Below are 16,165 nucleotides of genomic sequence, written 5' to 3' on the forward strand. Positions count from 1 at the left end.
TCCGGTCAATTCGTTGCGAACTGGGAGATTGAAGTGGAGCGGGCGATGGGAATCGAACCCACGTCAGTAGTCGGGTGGGAAGGTGGCCTCGCGGCCACCCTCCCCCCTCAGAACCGTGCGTGAAAGTTACCCTTCACACGGCTCAAGCAGTCACGAACCCCCTTCTTCTATGGGAGGGGGCGACAGCCGTAGCCTGGCACGGGCGTGAAGCTGCTCGTGACAGGTGGTGTGGAGCAAAACAAGGTTGGAGAGGCGGTCAGACCCCCCGTACACCCTGAAAACCTTGTGGTGGATGTGCCAGCTGGTGCTGGTCAGTTTCCGCCCACAGCAGGCGCACTTGGCCTCTTGCTTTGTCCAAAGCCATAGCAGTTTCCTTTTCCCGGTCAGCGAGCGCTTCATGCGGTACTGCAACCGCTGATTAAAGTAGCTCTCGTCTTTGGGGTCGTAGGGGCTAACGTCAGACCGCACCTTGATGTACTCGCCGACCTTGAGGGACGACAGGCGCATCAGAGTGTGTTTACCAACACCGAAGATCCAGTCGCGGGACTTGTCGCGCCGGAAGTACCGACGTTTGATCCAGCGGAGACCTTTGGTGGGGTGACGGCGTTTGGCCCAACACCAGACCGCGTGGTGGATAAGGTGATCCAATCTTGCGAACGGTTCTGAAGCGTTCACGACTTGGTGATACATGCCCCACCCCCGAATGATCGGGTTAAGGACGTGCAGTACGTCGTCTTGGGTGGATCCCCGCAGTAGCCGGAGCTGGCTGCGGATCTTAGCCATGAAGGCGTTGGTGTTTTGTTTCGACGGCCTTCTAAGGAGGAGATTTCCAAATTTCCGGAAGTTCCATCCCAAGAAGTCGAAGCCTTCGTCCATGTGTGTGATCTTCGTCTTGCTTTCGGAGAGCGTGAGCCCTCTTTCTGCGAGGAACTTGACGACGATCGGCTTGACCTTGCGTTCCAGGATCTCCGCAGAGGCTCCTGTGATGACAAAGTCGTCTGCGTAGCGGACGAAGTTGCACTTGTTGCGGCGTGGGAGCGCATCGATGAGCCGGCCCAATCCGTCAAGGACAATGTTTGCGAGCACGGGGGAAATGATTCCGCCCTGTGGTGTACCCGCGTCCGTCGGAAACAACTTACGGTCTTCCATGAAGCCTGCTTTCAGCCACTGCGACAGCACATGCCGGTCAATTGGTACGTGTTTCATCAGCCAGTCGTGACTGATGTTGTCGAAGCAGCCTTTGATATCCCCTTCCATCACCCAGCGTGAGCTGGTCTTCGTGCTCAGACAGGTCTTCAGGTGGGCGGCAGCGTCAGCTGTCGACCTGAAATTACGGAACCCGTATGAGTGAATGTCCCCATATGCTTCGGCGACGGGGTCGAGCGCAAACAGATACAGCGCCTGCATTGCTCGATCTTTCATCGTCGGTATACCGAGAGGGCGGGTGCCACCTCGGGCCTTGGGGATGTGGATTCGGCGAAGCGGTTTTGCCTTGTATCCCTTGCGTTGCAGGGAGTTGATGGCATTCCACTTTGCCGCAGGTGTCGACCACGTTGCACGGTCTACACCCGGGGTACGACGGCCTTGGTTCTCCGTGACTCGACGTACAGCCGTTGCTTTGGCTGCAGTTGAGCGGACAAGTAGTTTCTGTAGGCGTGTGACCCTACGCCACTGCTTATCCTTAGCTGCCTTCGCTATTCTTGCCTGCATCCTCGACACAGCGCAGCTTGTGGCTTTCCAGTTGATGGAGTGCCAGTTGCTGAGGTGTGAGGAGGCGACATCACCATCGATGATGGCGTCCATATCTACCTCCTGGAGTGGAGCGGGTGAAGGGAATCGAACCCTCGTCAGTTGCTTGGGAAGCAACAGCTCTACCATTGAGCTACACCCGCCCAGAGCCCGTCAGGGGATAGACGCCCCAAAGGGGAGTCGTTCCCCGTTGGGTGTGAGTTTGCGAAGCCTGTCTAGCGACAGACCACCCGGTGGAAGTCAGCACCCTTTCGGGTTGGGGCGATCTTTTCATCCCCTATCCCCTCGATTACAGAGAGGCATTCGCTTACTCCACCATCCTATACCCACTTGGTCATCGTTTCTCCTTGCGGAGAACCTAGTCGCCGAGGCGACAACCAGTTGGGCTTACCACGTTCCGTACATGCAACAGAGTACCTAGGATCTCGCCTTTTCGCCGGAGGTGCAATTGTCAGCGTGTCTCTACCAAGCAGAGAAACATCCGACCTCGTCCCGTTTTGGGTAGGGCCCAGTCGCAGTTGGCCCGTCTAGCTTGACGACGTTTATATGGCGATTCGTTTGTACTGATCCTTGATACTCAGCCTAGCGCCTACTCGGTTACGACTACCGAGGTCACGAGTCCTCCCTCACGGGAGAATCGTATCCGTGAGGATGGCTACATTAACGGAGAGCTTAGCACCGGAGAATTACTTCTCCCGCACCACTCCTTGGCTACCGGTGGCTGAACACCGGGTTGGTTCGACAACCCTTGGCAGGGTGGACGACCAACAATTGCATGCACAGCCTTCGCCGTGCCAGTAGGGATGTACTCCTACCGTTCAACGTATCGTCCACCGTGTTGCTGGGGGACGTTTTGCTGTCAGACCGAGATCTGTACAGCTGTGGCCAGGAAACCGCCTGGTCGGTTGAACGTGCGGCACGGCTCGTGTCGCACGCTTGGGAAGCTACAGCTCTACCATTGAGCTACGCCCGCAGCGCGGATGAAAGTCTATGCGGTGGGGCCGGTGCAGCGCAATGGTGGCCACTGCATCCGCGAGGGGTCAGAGCCCTTTCCTTGCGGAAAGGGATCCGACCCCGGCGGTTGCTGCTTAGAACGTGCCGCTGAAGTTGGCGAACAGGGTGGCGTCCTGCGCGCGCTTCTGGCCGGTCGATGCGCTCAGGCCGAAGTTGCTCTGCAGGCCGAACAGTTCGGTACGGGCACCCAGCACGACGGTGGCGTAGTTCTTGTCGAAGTTCAGGCCCGGCACGCGGTAGTTGCCCAGTTCCGGCAGGGTCTGCAGCCAGGCGCTGGCCTGCTTGGTGTCCTCGAACTCATGATCGTAGGTCACCTGCGCGTACGGCTTGACGGTGCCGCCATCGAAACGGGCCTGCCAGCCGATGCGGCCGACGGTCGAATCGACGTTCTGGCGGTCGTAGCCCAGCGCGGTGGCCAGGGTGCCGGCCGCGGCGCTTTCGGTGTATCCGTCGATCTTCACCTTCTGCCAGATCACCGAGGCGATCGGGCCGTGGCGGAAGCCGCCTTCGGTGCCGAACTCGTAACCGGCGTTCAGGGCGGCAGTCAGGTTGCTGCCGTCCGGCGAACCGCCGTGCTCGCGGGTGGCCGGGCCCAGCTGGACCTTGCGGTTCACGTCATAGGACAGCCAGGTGTAGCTGACCTGGCCGTTCACCCAGATGCGGTCCCCATACCAGCCGGCGAACAGACCGGCGGTGGTGTCCTTCTGGGTGAAGTCGCCACGGCTGTTGCCGAAGTCGGCATTGAGGCGGCCGAAGCCGGCGAAGCCGCCGAACACCATGCCATCGCGCGCCCAGTCGATACCGAACAGGCCGGCCGGGGCCAGGCCGTCGTACAGGTCGGCGTGGTCGTAGCGCTGCAGGTCGCCACGCACGCCACCCCACCAGGACAGGCCGTCAGCCGGACGACCGCCCAGGTGCATGCTGACCTGGTCGGCACGCGAGCGGCCGATGGTCTGTGCCGAGTGGCTCAGCACCTGCTGCAGGCGCGGCGCTTCCAGCACCGAGACCGCGTACTGGCCCAGCAGCTGATGGCCGGCGGTGGTCGGGTGCACGCCATCGGCGAACAGGTAGGTGTTGGCCGCATCCGGGCTGACGTAGCTGGTCGGGTTGCAGGTCAGGATGCTCTGCGTCGAGTTGGCCGGATCGATCTTGCAGCCGGTGCTGGTGACGTTGGTGAAGCCGTACATGCCCGGGTTGGCTGCGACTTCGCCCAGCACGGTGAAGGTATCGAGCGGGATGAACTCGATGCCGGCCTGCTTCAGGCCGCCGTACAGGGCCTTGTTGTAACCGGCCGACAGCGCGGTGGCGGTGGCGGCATTGGGGCCGCGGAAGGCCGGGGTCAGGCCGACGTTGGGCAGGTTCGGCACCAGCACGTATTCGGCACCGGCCTGCTTCAGCGCGCCCACCAGGGCGATCTGGTCGGTGACGGCCGCGCCGATGATGGCCTGTGCCTGCGCCGGCGCAGCAGCGGCTGCAAACAGGTCGTTGGCACCGCCCCACACCGTGTACAGGACGTTGGCGTCAGCCTTGCCGCCATTCGCGGCCAGGTAACGGGCCGCCTGCGACTTCAGCGACGGGATGGTGCCCATCGCGCTCGGCACGTCCACGCCGACGCGTGCGCCGCCGACCGCATAGTTGTCACCGCTCTGGCCGTTGCCGTTGGCGCCGCCGTTGACGCCGTAGTAGTTGGCGACCTGCTGCGACCACACCCAGCCCGGGTTGGTGGTGAACTGGCCGGTGACCGGCTGCACGCCGGCCGGCAGCAGCGGGCGGAAATAGCCGGCATCGGTGAGGCTGTCACCGAAGAACACGGCCTTGGAATACGGGGATTCGCCTGCCATGGCCGGAAGCGCGGCCAGCGCGATCGCGGCCGCCATCAGGGAGCGGATCGGGCGTTTGCTGAGCAGCATGTAAGAAACTCCTGTGGGGAAATCGTTGAGGACCCGGCGGACGTACGCCGGCGCACGGTGAATGGTTTCACTGCGCCGCGTTTTGCTCACGCTGCGCCGCCGCATGGATTGTCGCCTGACCACGTGAAAACACGCTGTGCCAGAGCTGGCGCCCGGTTCAAATTGCAAACGTTCCGATCCCGGCGGGCTATCAGCGACAATGACCGGATGAACATCCAGCTCAATGGCGAACCCCGTACCCTGCCCGCTTCGGCGACCCTCCACGACCTGCTGCTGGCCGAGCAGCTGCTGCAGCGCCGGGTGGCGGTGGAGGTCAACGGCGAGATCGTCAGCCGCAGCCGCCATGGCGAGCACGTCCTGGCCGAAGGCGACGTGGTGGAGATCGTGCACGCGCTGGGTGGGGGCTGACGCCTGCGCGGGTGTTCAGGGGTCAGATCCGTTTGCCGGTGGCAAAGGGATCTGACCCCACGCTCGACTCCGCCCTCTGCGTGACCCCATCTTCAGGCGGATAAGCGATAATCGCGCCATGAACGTTCATGTCTCCCCCGATTCGCTGGTGATCGCCGGCAAGACCTATGGCTCGCGGCTGCTGACCGGCACCGGCAAGTTCAAGGACCTGGAAGAAACCCGCCTGGCCACCGAGGCCGCTGGCGCCCAGATCGTCACCGTGGCCATCCGCCGCACCAACATCGGGCAGAACCCGGGCGAGCCGAACCTGCTGGACGTGCTGCCGCCGGAGCGCTTCACCATCCTGCCCAACACCGCCGGCTGCTACACCGCCGAGGACGCGGTGCGCACCTGCCGCCTGGCCCGTGAGCTGCTGGACGGCCACAACCTGACCAAGCTGGAAGTACTGGGCGACCAGAAGACCCTGTACCCGGACGTGATGCAGACCCTCAAGGCCGCCGAACAGCTGGTCAAGGACGGCTTCGAGGTGATGGTCTACACCTCCGACGACCCGATCCTGGCCAAGCGCCTGGAAGAGATCGGCTGTGCTGCGGTGATGCCGCTGGCCGCGCCGATCGGCTCGGGCCTGGGCATCCAGAACAAGTACAACCTGCTGCAGATCATCGAAGACGCCAAGGTGCCGATCATCGTCGACGCCGGCGTCGGCACCGCGTCGGACGCGGCGATCGCGATGGAGCTGGGCTGCGACGGCGTGCTGATGAACACCGCCATCGCCGGCGCACGCAGCCCGGTGCTGATGGCCAGCGCGATGCGCAAGGCGGTCGAGGCCGGCCGCGAGGCCTTCCTGGCCGGGCGCATTCCGCGCAAGCGCTACGCCAGCGCCTCCTCCCCGGTGGATGGGCTGATCGGCTGATGACCAATCCTTTTGACAGCGCCGGTTCCAAGGCCCCGCCCAAGCCCTTCACCGTCAGCGAAGGCCGCCGCGAAGTACGCAGCTTTGTGCTGCGCCAGGGCCGTTTCACCCCTGCCCAGCAGCGCGCGTTCGACGAACGCTGGCCGCGCTTCGGCATCGACTACAACGGCCAGCCGCGTGACCTGGACGCCACCTTCGGCCGCCCGGCACACAAGGTGCTGGAAATCGGCTTCGGCAATGGTGCCGCGCTGCGCTTCGCCGCCCAGCACGACCCGTCGCGCGACTACATCGGCATCGAAGTGCACGCGCCCGGCGTGGGCCGGCTGCTGAATGCGCTGGCCGACGACAACGCCGACCACGTGCGCCTGTACCACCACGATGCGGTGGAAGTGCTGCAGAACGAGATCGCCGACGGCGCGCTCGATGAAGTGCGCATCTACTTCCCGGACCCGTGGCACAAGAAGCGCCACAACAAGCGCCGCCTGCTGCAGCCGGCGTTCGCCGACCTGCTGGTGCGCAAGCTGCGCCCGGGTGGCCGTCTGCACTGCGCGACCGACTGGGAAGACTACGCCGAGCAGATGTGGGACGTGCTCGATGCCACCGCCGGCCTGGTCAACCGCGCCGGCCCGCGTGGCAGCGTGCCGCGCCCGGACTGGCGCCCGCAGACCCACTTCGAGACCCGCGGCCAGAAGCTCGGCCACGGCGTCTGGGACCTGCTGTACGACCGCACCTGACGATCGCCTGAGGACACCGCGCCCCACATGGATACCGCGCTGACGCTGACCAACGACATGAAGCTCGTGCTCGGGCTGGTCGGCTTCACGATGGCGATGTTCCTGTTCGAGCGCATCCGCGCCGACGTGGTCGCGCTGGTGGTGCTGGTGGTGCTCGGTGTCACCGGCCTGATCGCGCCGGAGGAGATCTTCGGCGGTTTCTCCGGTAACGCGGTGATGAGCATCATCGCCACCACCATCCTCGGTGCGGGCCTGGACCGCACCGGGGCGCTGAACCGGCTGGCCGCCTGGCTGCTGCGGCGCGGCCATGGTGTCGAGCAGCGGCTGCTGATGATGACCACGGCCATTGCCGGCCTGAACTCGTCCTTCATGCAGAACCCGTCAGTGATGGCGTTGTACCTGCCGGTCGCCTCGCGACTGGCGGCGCGCACCGGGCTGACGATGCAGCGGCTGCTGCTGCCGATCTCGGCGGCAATCGTGATGGGCGGCGCGCTGACCATGGTCGGCAATTCGCCGCTGATCCTGCTGAACGATCTGCTGGCCTCGGCCAACAACAACCTTCCCTCCGGCCTGGCCACGATCGAGCCGCTGCGCATGTTCGCGCCGTTGCCGATCGGCGTGGCGCTGCTGATCGCCTCGCTGCTGTACTTCCGCTACTACGGCGACCGCAAGCTGATCGAAGAGGAAAGTCTGGTCAACGACGGGGTCACCCCGGCGCGCACCGAGAGCTACTTCGCCAAGACCTACGGCATCGAAGGCGATGTGTTCGAGCTGGTGGTGACCGCCGAAAGCCCGCTGGTGGGCATGACCCTGGGCGAGGCCGAGACCCTGCACGACGCGCCGCTGCTGCTGGCCCTGAAGACCGGCAACGACACCCGCCTGGCACCACCGGCGGAGATGCGCATCTGGGTCGGCAGCGTGCTCGGTGCGATGGGCCCGCGCGAGCAGATCAGCGACTTCGCGCAGAACCAGTTCCTGCGCATGTCCTCGCGCCTGAAGCATCTGGGTGACCTGTTCAACCCGAGCCGCGCCGGCATTTCCGAGGCGGTGGTGCCGCCGACCTCGAACGTGATCGGCAAGAGCGCGGCCGACCTGCGCCTGCGCAAGGAGCGCGGCATCAGCCTGCTGGCGATCAACCGCGACAAGCAGGTGATCCGCGAGGACGTGCGCGACGTGCAGCTGCGCGCCGGTGACATGCTGGTGTTCCACAGCATCTGGACCGACCTGGCGCAGGCCGCCCGCAGCCGCGACTTCGTGGTGGTGACCGACTACCCGACCGGCGAGCAGCGCCCGCACAAGTTCAAGATCGCGATGGCGATCTTCGCGCTGACCATCCTGATTGCGCTGACCAGCAAGCTGCCGGTGGCGCTGACGCTGATGACCGGCGTGGCCGGCATGCTGCTGGCCGGCGTGCTGCGCATGGACGAGGCCTATGCCTCGATCAACTGGAAGACGGTATTCATGATGGCCGGGCTGATTCCGCTCGGCTGGGCGATGGACTCCAGTGGCGCGGCGGCGTGGGTGGCCGGCCACACCATCGACAAGCTGCCGACCGGCATTCCGGTATGGGTGCTGGAGGTGGCGCTGGCGCTGCTGACCACGGCGTTCTCGCTGGTGATCAGCCATGTGGGCGCGACCATCGTGATGGTGCCGATCGCGGTGAACCTGGCGTTGGCGGCCGGTGGCAACCCGACCGCGTTCGCGCTGATCGTGGCGCTGTCGGCGTCCAACAACCTGATGACGGCCTCGAATCCGGTGATCTCGATGATCACGGGGCCGGCCAACTACACCCCGCGCGAGATGTGGCGGGTCGGCGGACCGTTGTCGCTGATCTACACCTGCGTGGTGGTGTTGATGATCAACCTGATGTTCTGAGGTTGGGGTTTGTTGGCAGGGCTGCGCCCTGCACCTGCAGAGGCCAAAGCAACGGCAACGGCAAAAGCGTGCATTCCGTGGGATGGCGGGGCGGGTCCGGTTGCGGGGGACGCTGCAAGTACGTCCATGTAAGCTCGGTCGCCGCATCCATGCGGCTCACGCCCCCGCAACCGGACCCACCCCGCCTTCGACAGATTGCCGCGATCTGCCAGAACGGCGTCGTGCACCGCTGGCGTCGTGAACCGCTTTGGTAGGTGTCGACCTTGGTCGACACGATAGATTCACGCCATGCGTGGATGCTTTTGTAGAGTCGAGCCATGCTCGACTGCTTCTGGCCTGATGGGGTCAGAGCCGCTTTCCTGCGGAAAACGGATCCGCCCCCTGGCCCGGCCTCAAGCCAGGTAGACCTGCCCGTCGCGCACGTCCACCGGCACTGCGCGCAGGCGATCGCCCTTGCACGGGCCGGCGATGCAGTCGCCACTGTCCAGCGCGAACGAGGCGCCGTGAGCGGCGCATACCAGGTGGCCCTCGCGACTCTTCAGGAACTGGCCCGGGGCCCAGTCCAGGCGGCGGCCGGCGTGCGGGCAGATGTTCAGGAACGCGCGCACCTGCGCGCCATCGCGGTACAGCACCAGCGATTCGGCATCGCCATCAACCACCGCTTCGACCTCGGCAAACGCGCCATCGGCAATGGCATCAAGGGCGATCAAGGCAGCAGCGGCAGTCATGGCGAAGGCTCGGACAGTAAACCCGCATTGTCGCACGCCCACTCAGGTGACTGGCTGCGACATGAACACAAGTCATTGATCCGTAATAAGCACAGGCTATATTTAACGAGTTTTTCACTCAATGACAGTGGCGCGTCCCGATACTCTGGTTTCGCTGATCCCAGCCTATCGAGCCGCCATGTTCAATCGCGCATCCGCCTTCAACCAGTTCCGCACCCTGTTCGCGCCGCGCAAGCCGCGCCACCCGCTGGTGCGCGTTGCCGTGGGCCTGCTTGGCCTGGCGATCCTGGCGGCAATGGTGTTCATCGGTGTGTTCGTCGGTGCGGCGATGATCCTGGTCGGCCTGGCGTGGAAGCTGCTGGCCTCGCGCAAGCCGGGCGTCGCCCGTCCGGTCGACCCGACCGTGGTCGAAGGCGAGTACCGCGTGGTGCGCAAGCCGGTGTTGCCGGCCTCGCGCTGATCCACCTGTTGCGAGCCCGCTGACGGCGGGCGCCATGCGTTCTAGACTGCGGGCACGCCCTTCCTGGATGCCCGCATGTCCGATGTCTCCGATGTGATCCCTGCCGTTGCCCTGCCGCGTGTGCCGGTAGCCGGTGGCGGCAGTTTCCCCGTGCACCGCATCTACTGCGTCGGCCGCAACTTCGCCGACCACGCCCGCGAAATGGGCGCGGCGGTGCCGGCAGCCGATGACCGCGGCCGCCCGATGTTCTTCAGCAAGCCGGCCGATGCGATCGTGGTCGGCCACGACGATGCCATCCCCTACCCGCCGGCGACCGCCAACCTGCACCACGAAGTGGAACTGGTGGTGGCGATCGGCCGCGATGCGCCCGCCGGCGAGCTGGCGGTGGCCGATGCCGACGCACTGGTCTATGGCTACGCCGTCGGCCTGGACCTGACCCGCCGCGACCTTCAGGCCGCCGCCAAGGACAAGGGCCACCCATGGGATGCGGCCAAGGGCTTCGATGCCTCCGCGCCGATCAGCGAAATCGTCCACGCCGAGGAAGTCGGCGACCTGGCCGCGCTGAACCTGTCGCTGGAAGTCAACGGCGAGGTGCGCCAGCAGGCGCTGCTCGACCAGATGATCTGGAACGTGCCGGAGATCCTGCATGAGCTGTCCAAGCTGTGGCAGCTGCGCGCCGGCGACCTGGTGTTCATGGGTACCCCGTCCGGGGTGGCTGCACTGAAGCCCGGCGACCGCTTCAGTGCCCGCCTGGAAAACGTGGCCGAGCGCCACGGCGTGATCGCCGGCTGACATCACCTGCGCTACCCTGCGCGCTGTCCACTTCCCCCACCGGAGAAAAACAACAATGGGAATGCTCACCGAGTTCAAGGAATTCGCGATGCGCGGCAACGTCATCGACCTCGCCGTCGGCGTGGTGATCGGCGCGGCCTTCGGCAAGATCGTGACCGCACTGGTCGAGAAGATCATCATGCCGCCGCTGGGCATGCTGATCGGCAAGGTGGATTTCTCGCAGCTGGCCTGGACGTTGTCACCGGCCAGCGTCGGCGCCGATGGCAAGGAGATCCCGGCGGTGGTGATCGGCTACGGCGATTTCATCAACACGCTCATCCAGTTCGTGATCGTGGCCTTCGCCATCTTCCTGGTCATCAAGGTGATCAACCGCCTGTCGCGCAAGAAGGAAGCCGCGCCGGCGGCACCGACCGAGGAAGTAGTGCTGCTCCGCGAGATCCGCGACAGCCTGAAAAGATAACGGAACGGGCTCCTGCGGGCGCCCTTTCCATCTGCGTGTCTGCGACGCTGCCCATGCGGTGTTGCTGTTATCCTCGTGCGCCCGCGCGGTGCCCTCGCACCGCGCGGGAAGCACGAAACCACCGCCCTTTGCGGTGGATGCCAGGAGGCACCGCTTGAATACCCCCACCCCGCGCATGGGCGCACTCGCCATACCCCTGCTACTGTCTGCCTGCATGTGCGTGGCCGGCACCGCGCAGGCGCGCGATATCTCTGTCACCGATGGCAAGGGCCATTACCTGCCCTACAAGCCGGGGATGGCACTGCCCAAGGGCGTAGCCGCGCCGCTGGACGGCTACAGCCACGCCGACCTGCTGCTGGCGGCCGCGCAGCCGATCGAGGCACAGATGAAAGCGCGCGGCCTCGATCCGACGCTGACCCGCGAGTCTCTGTTTGCAATGGCCGGCGTGCTGAACGAGGCGCTGGAAGCCAAGAGTGCCGAGTACCAGATCGCCACCGATCTGCAGAAGGCCGGCGATTCGCCAAAGGCCCGCCATGAAGCAGTGACTGCGCTGGCGAAGCGCTTTGGGCTGCTGACAGTCGATGCCACCTACGATTCGCTGAAGGGTTCGCCACTGTTGTCGCTCGACAAGCAGTTCCTGAACGACTACATCAACAACGCCGGCAACGGTGTGGCCAGCTACATCATGAAGCTAGATACCGCAGCCAGGTAATTCCCTCGGGCGCCATGGAAGCATGTGAAAGCCCCGCCCCGGCGGGGCTTTCGCTTTGCCGGACATGGCGGAAAACAGCGTTCGCGCCAGCCATGACCTCCCACCCATGCGCCGGGCTGAACGACTGTTAAGCTCCAAGACTTAGGTCCCTTCCCGGAGTTGTCCATGCGTCGCCGCATCCTTGCCATCGCATCCTCCCTCGCCCTGCTGGCCGCCCCGGCCTTCGCGGCGCCGCACACCACCACCCTGCCCCCGGCATCGCTGGCCACCGCCGCACAGCTGCGCGACCAAGCGCTGGCCGATGACACCGGCTGGAAGGTGGTCGAATCGCTCACCACCGAGATCGGCCCGCGCATCGCCGGCGGCGAAGCCGACGCCCGCGCCGTGGCTTGGGCCGAAGCCAAGTTCAAGGCCCTGGGCTTCGACAAGGTGTGGAAGGAGCCGGTGACCTTCCCGAAGTGGGAGCGCCGCAGTGAACACGCCGCCGTGACCGGCAAGAATCCGCAGCCGCTGCAGATCACCGCATTGGGCGGCAGCCCGGGCGGCACCGTGGAAGCCGAGGTGGTGCGCTTCGCCGACCTGGCCGCGCTGCAGGCCGCACCGGCGGGTTCGCTGAAGGGCAAGATCGCCTTCGTCGATTACCAGATGCTGCCCTTCCGCGATGGCCGCGACTACGGCCGTGGCGGCGCGATCCGCAGCAAGGGCCCGTCCGAGGCGATCCGCAAGGGCGCGGTCGGCTTCCTGATGCGCTCGGCCGGCACCGACTCGCACCGCGTGCCGCACACCGGCATCACCCGCTTCGACGACGGCCTGACGCCGGTGCCGTCGGCGGCGCTGTCGGTGCCCGATGCCGACCAGCTGGCCCGCCTGCTGGCGCGTGGCAGCACCACGGTGAAGGTGGCGCTGGATTGCGGCTGGGACGGCACCGCCACCTCGTACAACGTGATCGGCGAGATCACCGGCCGCAGCCTGCCGAAGGAAGTGGTGGTGATCGGCGGTCACCTGGATTCGTGGGACCTGGGCACCGGCGCAGTGGATGACGGCGCGGGCGTGGGCATCACCATGGCTGCCGGCCACCTGATCGGCCAGCTGAAGCAGGCGCCGAAGCGCACCATCCGCGTGATCGCCTTCGCCAACGAGGAACAGGGCCTCTACGGCGGCAAGGCCTATGCCGAGGCACACGCCAAGGACGTGGCCCTGCACCAGTTGGCCGCCGAGAGCGACTTCGGTGCCGGCCGCATCTATGCCTTCAACACCGGTTCGCCGAATCCGGAAGGCTCACGTGAAGCGACGAAGCAGATTGCCGAAGTGATGAAGCCGCTGGGCATCGAGTACCAGGCCGACAAGGGTGGCCCGGGCCCGGACGTCGGCCCGCTGGCCGCCAAGGGCGGTGCGTGGGCGTGGCTGGCGCAGGATGGCTCGGACTACTTCCACCTGCACCACACCGCCGACGACACGCTGGACAAGATCGACCCGAAGGCGCTGGCACAGAACGTGGCCGCGTACACGGTGTTCGCGTACCTGGCGGCGGAAGCCGACGGCAGCTTCGGTAGCGAGGCCAAGGCGACCACGCCGCCGAACGAATGATGCGCTGGTGCCGGGCCATGCCCGGCGAGCGCAGCGGAAAGAGCGGTGCGAACCGAGGTTCGCACCCACCGGGCAATGGCGCGGGTCAGATCCCTCGCCTTGGCGAGGGATCCGACCCCGATCCTGTCAGCCTTCCCACACGCTGGTGTTGCGCACACCCAGCAGCTTCGGGTTGTACAGCGGATCCTTGCCGGCCTGGCGATGCTGCTCGTAGTCGCGCAGCGCCGCCAACGCCGGTTTCTGCAGCAGCAGGATGGCAATGATGTTCAACCAGCTCATCAGACCGACGCCGATATCGCCCAACGACCACGCGATCGTTGCACTGTTCACCGCCGAGTAGCCGGTCGCGGCCAGGAACAGCAGCTGGAACCCGCCCATCACCCACGGCGCGGGACGATCACGGCACAGGTAGCTGACGTTGGTCTCGGCCATGTAGTACAGCGCCAGGATGGTGGTGAACGCGAACGGCAGGATCGCCAGCGCTACGAACGAACGGCCGAAGCCCGGCAGCGCGGATTCCACCGCATGCTGCACGAAGCGTGGCCCAGCCTCGACGCCAGGCAGGTTGCCCAGCAGCAGGCGCGCCTCATCCGGAATGCCGTTCACCGCCGGGTCGTAGACGTTGTACAGGCCGGTGGACAGGATCAGGAAGGCGGTGGCGCTGCACACCACCATGGTGTCGATGTAGACCGAGAACGACTGCACCAGGCCCTGCTTGACCGGATGCGAGACTTCGGCGGCGGCGGCCGGATGCGCGCCACTGCCCATGCCGGCCTCGTTGGACAGCACGCCACGACGCACGCCCCACTGGATGGCGGTACCGATCATTGCGCCGAACGCCGCATCCACGCCGAAGGCACTGCGCAGCACCAGCATGATCACCTCCGGTACCTTCTCCGCGTTGAGCACCATCACCAGCGCCGCGACCAGCAGGTAGGCCACCGCCATCAGCGGCACCACCCATTCGGCCACGCGCGCGATGCGCCGCACGCCGCCGATGAGGATGGCGCCCAGCACCAGCAGCAATACCGCAGTAGTGGTCATCACCGGCACGTTCCAGGCTTCGTTCACCGCACTGATGATCGCGTTGGACTGCGTGCCGGCCAGCATCGCGCCCGCCAGCACCGTCACCAGTGCGAACAGCACCGCATACCAGCGCTGGCCGAGGCCTTTTTCGATGTAGTAGGCCGGGCCGCCGCGGTACTGCCCCTTGGCATCGCGATCCTTGTAGATCTGCGCAAGCGTGGATTCGATGAAGGCACTGGACGCACCGAGGAAGGCAACGATCCACATCCAGAAGATCGCACCAGGACCGCCGAAGGCGATGGCCATGGCGACGCCGGCAATGTTGCCGACGCCCACACGGCTGGACAGCGAAAGCGACAACGCCTGGAACGGCGAGACGCCGGCGTCGGAACGCTCATGGCGGAACATCAGGCGCAGCATGTCAGGCAATGCCCGCAACTGGATGAAGCGCGTGCGCACGCTGAAGTACAGGCCGGTGAGCAGGCACAGCACCACCAGATAGGGGCTCCAGACGACGCCGAGGATCGCGTTGACGATGGATTCGATGTTCATCGATAGCCCCTCAGAAGAACATGCCCAGGGCGACCTGGGGGCTGATGATGCGGCCGGTGTTGCGGCCGGCCACGCTGAACTCCACGCCCGCGATCAGGCCCAGTGACGGGCTGAAGTGGTACTCCACGGCCGGCGCCAGGGTGACGCTGCGGCTGGCCGGGCGATGCTCTTCGATCCGTTCGATCGCACCGCTGCTGTTGCGTGCGAAGCCACTCAGGCGCTGGCCTGTCTCGCGGCTGGCGGCCACCTCCATCACGCCCACCCAGCGCGAATTGAAGCTGTACTCGGCGCCGACCGACAGGCCCAGCACCGACCCGCGGGAGATATGCCCCTGGAAGCTGTCATCGGTGCCGTAGACGCTGGTGCCGGAAATGGCGGTGCGCGACGGTGCCGGCCCGGCACTGAGCTGGGCACGCCAGCGCACGGGGCGGTCATTGCCCAGCCACACGACCTGCTGCACGCCCAGCGCTGCGGTGGTGCGCTGCACGCCATCGCCCTGCGCATCGAGCGGATTGCCGGTGATGCGATCGTGGCTGCCGGTGCTGAAACGCTGCACCAGCGCGACCGAGATGGCCGGACGGGTGCCATCGGCATTCGGCGCCTGCAGCAGGTACTGCAGCCGCGCGGTGGTGTCACCGGCGCGGAAGCCGCTGCTGCGCGCACTACCGGACTCCGAGCGCGAGGCGCTGAGATTGACCTGTCCCATCACGCGGTCGCTGAAGCCATAGATGATCGGCACCACGGTCGCCCATGCGCCGCTGTGCTCGGCACTGCGGCGGCGATCACCGTTGTTGTCGTAGTGGTCGCGACTGTCGACCCGCACCAGATAGGGTTCGATGTACCAGTTGCCCTGCGGCAGGCCGGCCGGATTGGGGGTGATCAACGGCCCGGTGAAATTGACCCCGTCCATGCTGCGCTCTTCGGCCTGCACCGCGGGGGCTGCAAGCGCGCACAGCACCAGCAGCAGGGATGCGCGCATCGCGTTGGGTTGGATTCGATGCATGGGAACCACTCCTGTTCGACGTTGGATGGACGTCCACCGTGCGATGCAGGATGCGGCTCAACAATGAGACAAATTCTAAAAGCGCGTACTCATGCATCAAGCATGCTTGATGCATCGTGATCGGTCGCAATCAGCATGCTTTGCAGGTGGCATCCCGCGTGCGATCCGCACGATCACGCCGAGTATTGCGGAATCCGCGCAAAAAACCCGGCCACGAGGGCCGGGTTCCAGGTCACCACGCG

Annotated in this window: 14 protein-coding genes and 1 tRNA gene; 9 read left to right on the top strand and 6 right to left on the bottom strand. The window is 65.4% G+C overall.

The genetic code is table 11. The annotated features are described in order from the left end of the window. Positions 1–150 precede the first annotated feature (150 nt). The 3 genes from ltrA to ACZK1G_RS17670 form a co-directional block, all read right to left on the bottom strand. Positions 151–1,803: a group II intron reverse transcriptase/maturase gene (gene ltrA / locus ACZK1G_RS17660; protein ID WP_164106453.1), complete on the bottom strand. Its 1,653-nt coding sequence runs from the start codon at positions 1,801–1,803 to the stop codon at positions 151–153. A 15-nt stretch (positions 1,804–1,818) separates the two neighbouring features. Continuing rightward, a tRNA-Gly gene (locus ACZK1G_RS17665) sits at positions 1,819–1,892 on the bottom strand. Between the two features lie 945 nt (positions 1,893–2,837). Then, positions 2,838–4,673 carry an autotransporter domain-containing esterase gene (locus ACZK1G_RS17670; protein WP_049442679.1) on the bottom strand — a complete coding sequence of 612 codons (1,836 nt, stop codon included), beginning with the start codon at positions 4,671–4,673 and terminating at the stop codon, positions 2,838–2,840. A 207-nt stretch (positions 4,674–4,880) separates the two neighbouring features. On the opposite strand from ACZK1G_RS17670, the gene thiS reads away from it, so the two are divergent. The 4 genes from thiS to ACZK1G_RS17690 all read left to right on the top strand — a co-directional run bounded on the left by thiS (position 4,881) and on the right by ACZK1G_RS17690 (position 8,603). Next, entirely contained in the window at positions 4,881–5,081 is a 201-nt protein-coding gene (thiS, locus tag ACZK1G_RS17675) for a sulfur carrier protein ThiS (protein ID WP_014038278.1), read from the top strand. Positions 5,082–5,199: 118 nt separating this feature from the next. Further along, positions 5,200–5,994: a thiazole synthase gene (locus ACZK1G_RS17680; protein WP_005418798.1), complete on the top strand. Its 795-nt coding sequence runs from the start codon at positions 5,200–5,202 to the stop codon at positions 5,992–5,994. Next, entirely contained in the window at positions 5,994–6,728 is a 735-nt protein-coding gene (gene trmB, locus ACZK1G_RS17685) for a tRNA (guanosine(46)-N7)-methyltransferase TrmB (RefSeq protein ID WP_008268324.1), read from the top strand. The genes ACZK1G_RS17680 and trmB overlap by 1 nt, the downstream gene beginning before the upstream one ends. A 27-nt stretch (positions 6,729–6,755) precedes the next feature. Beyond that, positions 6,756–8,603 carry an SLC13 family permease gene (locus ACZK1G_RS17690; RefSeq protein ID WP_101765990.1) on the top strand — a complete coding sequence of 616 codons (1,848 nt, stop codon included), beginning with the start codon at positions 6,756–6,758 and terminating at the stop codon, positions 8,601–8,603. A 392-nt stretch (positions 8,604–8,995) separates the two neighbouring features. Here ACZK1G_RS17690 and ACZK1G_RS17695 read toward each other — a convergent pair whose 3' ends face one another. Beyond that, entirely contained in the window at positions 8,996–9,331 is a 336-nt protein-coding gene (locus ACZK1G_RS17695; RefSeq protein WP_012511947.1) for a Rieske (2Fe-2S) protein, read from the bottom strand. Positions 9,332–9,509: 178 nt separating this feature from the next. On the opposite strand from ACZK1G_RS17695, the gene ACZK1G_RS17700 reads away from it, so the two are divergent. The 5 genes from ACZK1G_RS17700 to ACZK1G_RS17720 all read left to right on the top strand — a co-directional run bounded on the left by ACZK1G_RS17700 (position 9,510) and on the right by ACZK1G_RS17720 (position 13,342). After that, complete coding sequence (locus ACZK1G_RS17700; RefSeq protein WP_005410817.1) at positions 9,510–9,791, top strand: hypothetical protein; 282 nt, start codon at positions 9,510–9,512, stop codon at positions 9,789–9,791. 75 nt (positions 9,792–9,866) lie between these two features. Continuing rightward, complete coding sequence (locus tag ACZK1G_RS17705) at positions 9,867–10,583, top strand: fumarylacetoacetate hydrolase family protein (protein WP_019660190.1); 717 nt, start codon at positions 9,867–9,869, stop codon at positions 10,581–10,583. 55 nt (positions 10,584–10,638) lie between these two features. Next, the gene (gene mscL, locus ACZK1G_RS17710) at positions 10,639–11,043 is read left to right on the top strand and encodes a large-conductance mechanosensitive channel protein MscL (RefSeq protein WP_049442682.1); all 405 of its coding nucleotides are present in this window, start codon (positions 10,639–10,641) and stop codon (positions 11,041–11,043) included. 154 nt (positions 11,044–11,197) lie between these two features. Beyond that, positions 11,198–11,755: a hypothetical protein gene (locus tag ACZK1G_RS17715; protein ID WP_152682111.1), complete on the top strand. Its 558-nt coding sequence runs from the start codon at positions 11,198–11,200 to the stop codon at positions 11,753–11,755. A gap of 165 nt (positions 11,756–11,920) precedes the next feature. Next, a complete protein-coding gene (locus ACZK1G_RS17720; RefSeq protein WP_049442684.1) occupies positions 11,921–13,342 on the top strand; it encodes a M28 family peptidase in 1,422 nt (473 codons plus the stop codon). A 126-nt stretch (positions 13,343–13,468) separates the two neighbouring features. On the opposite strand, the gene ACZK1G_RS17725 is transcribed toward ACZK1G_RS17720, so the two are convergent. Together ACZK1G_RS17725 and ACZK1G_RS17730 are read right to left on the bottom strand one after the other, a co-directional pair. Next, positions 13,469–14,920, bottom strand: a complete 1,452-nt coding sequence (locus tag ACZK1G_RS17725; protein ID WP_101765992.1) for an alanine/glycine:cation symporter family protein — start codon at positions 14,918–14,920, stop codon at positions 13,469–13,471. Between the two features lie 10 nt (positions 14,921–14,930). Further along, positions 14,931–15,923 carry a hypothetical protein gene (locus ACZK1G_RS17730; RefSeq protein ID WP_101765993.1) on the bottom strand — a complete coding sequence of 331 codons (993 nt, stop codon included), beginning with the start codon at positions 15,921–15,923 and terminating at the stop codon, positions 14,931–14,933. Between the last annotated feature and the right edge of the window lie 242 nt (positions 15,924–16,165).

The organism is Stenotrophomonas sp. 109824_Sma (genome assembly GCF_056480025.1).

Bases quoted from the DNA above. Each gene is read 5' to 3' on its own strand.
- ltrA (WP_164106453.1), bottom strand. From the start codon at position 1,803: ATGGACGCCATCATCGATGGTGATGTCGCCTCCTCACACCTCAGCAAC.
- ACZK1G_RS17670 (WP_049442679.1), bottom strand. From the start codon at position 4,673: ATGCTGCTCAGCAAACGCCCGATCCGCTCCCTGATGGCGGCCGCGATC.
- thiS (WP_014038278.1), top strand. From the start codon at position 4,881: ATGAACATCCAGCTCAATGGCGAACCCCGTACCCTGCCCGCTTCGGCG.
- ACZK1G_RS17680 (WP_005418798.1), top strand. From the start codon at position 5,200: ATGAACGTTCATGTCTCCCCCGATTCGCTGGTGATCGCCGGCAAGACC.
- trmB (WP_008268324.1), top strand. From the start codon at position 5,994: ATGACCAATCCTTTTGACAGCGCCGGTTCCAAGGCCCCGCCCAAGCCC.
- ACZK1G_RS17690 (WP_101765990.1), top strand. From the start codon at position 6,756: ATGGATACCGCGCTGACGCTGACCAACGACATGAAGCTCGTGCTCGGG.
- ACZK1G_RS17695 (WP_012511947.1), bottom strand. From the start codon at position 9,331: ATGACTGCCGCTGCTGCCTTGATCGCCCTTGATGCCATTGCCGATGGC.
- ACZK1G_RS17700 (WP_005410817.1), top strand. From the start codon at position 9,510: ATGTTCAATCGCGCATCCGCCTTCAACCAGTTCCGCACCCTGTTCGCG.
- ACZK1G_RS17705 (WP_019660190.1), top strand. From the start codon at position 9,867: ATGTCCGATGTCTCCGATGTGATCCCTGCCGTTGCCCTGCCGCGTGTG.
- mscL (WP_049442682.1), top strand. From the start codon at position 10,639: ATGGGAATGCTCACCGAGTTCAAGGAATTCGCGATGCGCGGCAACGTC.
- ACZK1G_RS17720 (WP_049442684.1), top strand. From the start codon at position 11,921: ATGCGTCGCCGCATCCTTGCCATCGCATCCTCCCTCGCCCTGCTGGCC.
- ACZK1G_RS17725 (WP_101765992.1), bottom strand. From the start codon at position 14,920: ATGAACATCGAATCCATCGTCAACGCGATCCTCGGCGTCGTCTGGAGC.
- ACZK1G_RS17730 (WP_101765993.1), bottom strand. From the start codon at position 15,923: ATGCATCGAATCCAACCCAACGCGATGCGCGCATCCCTGCTGCTGGTG.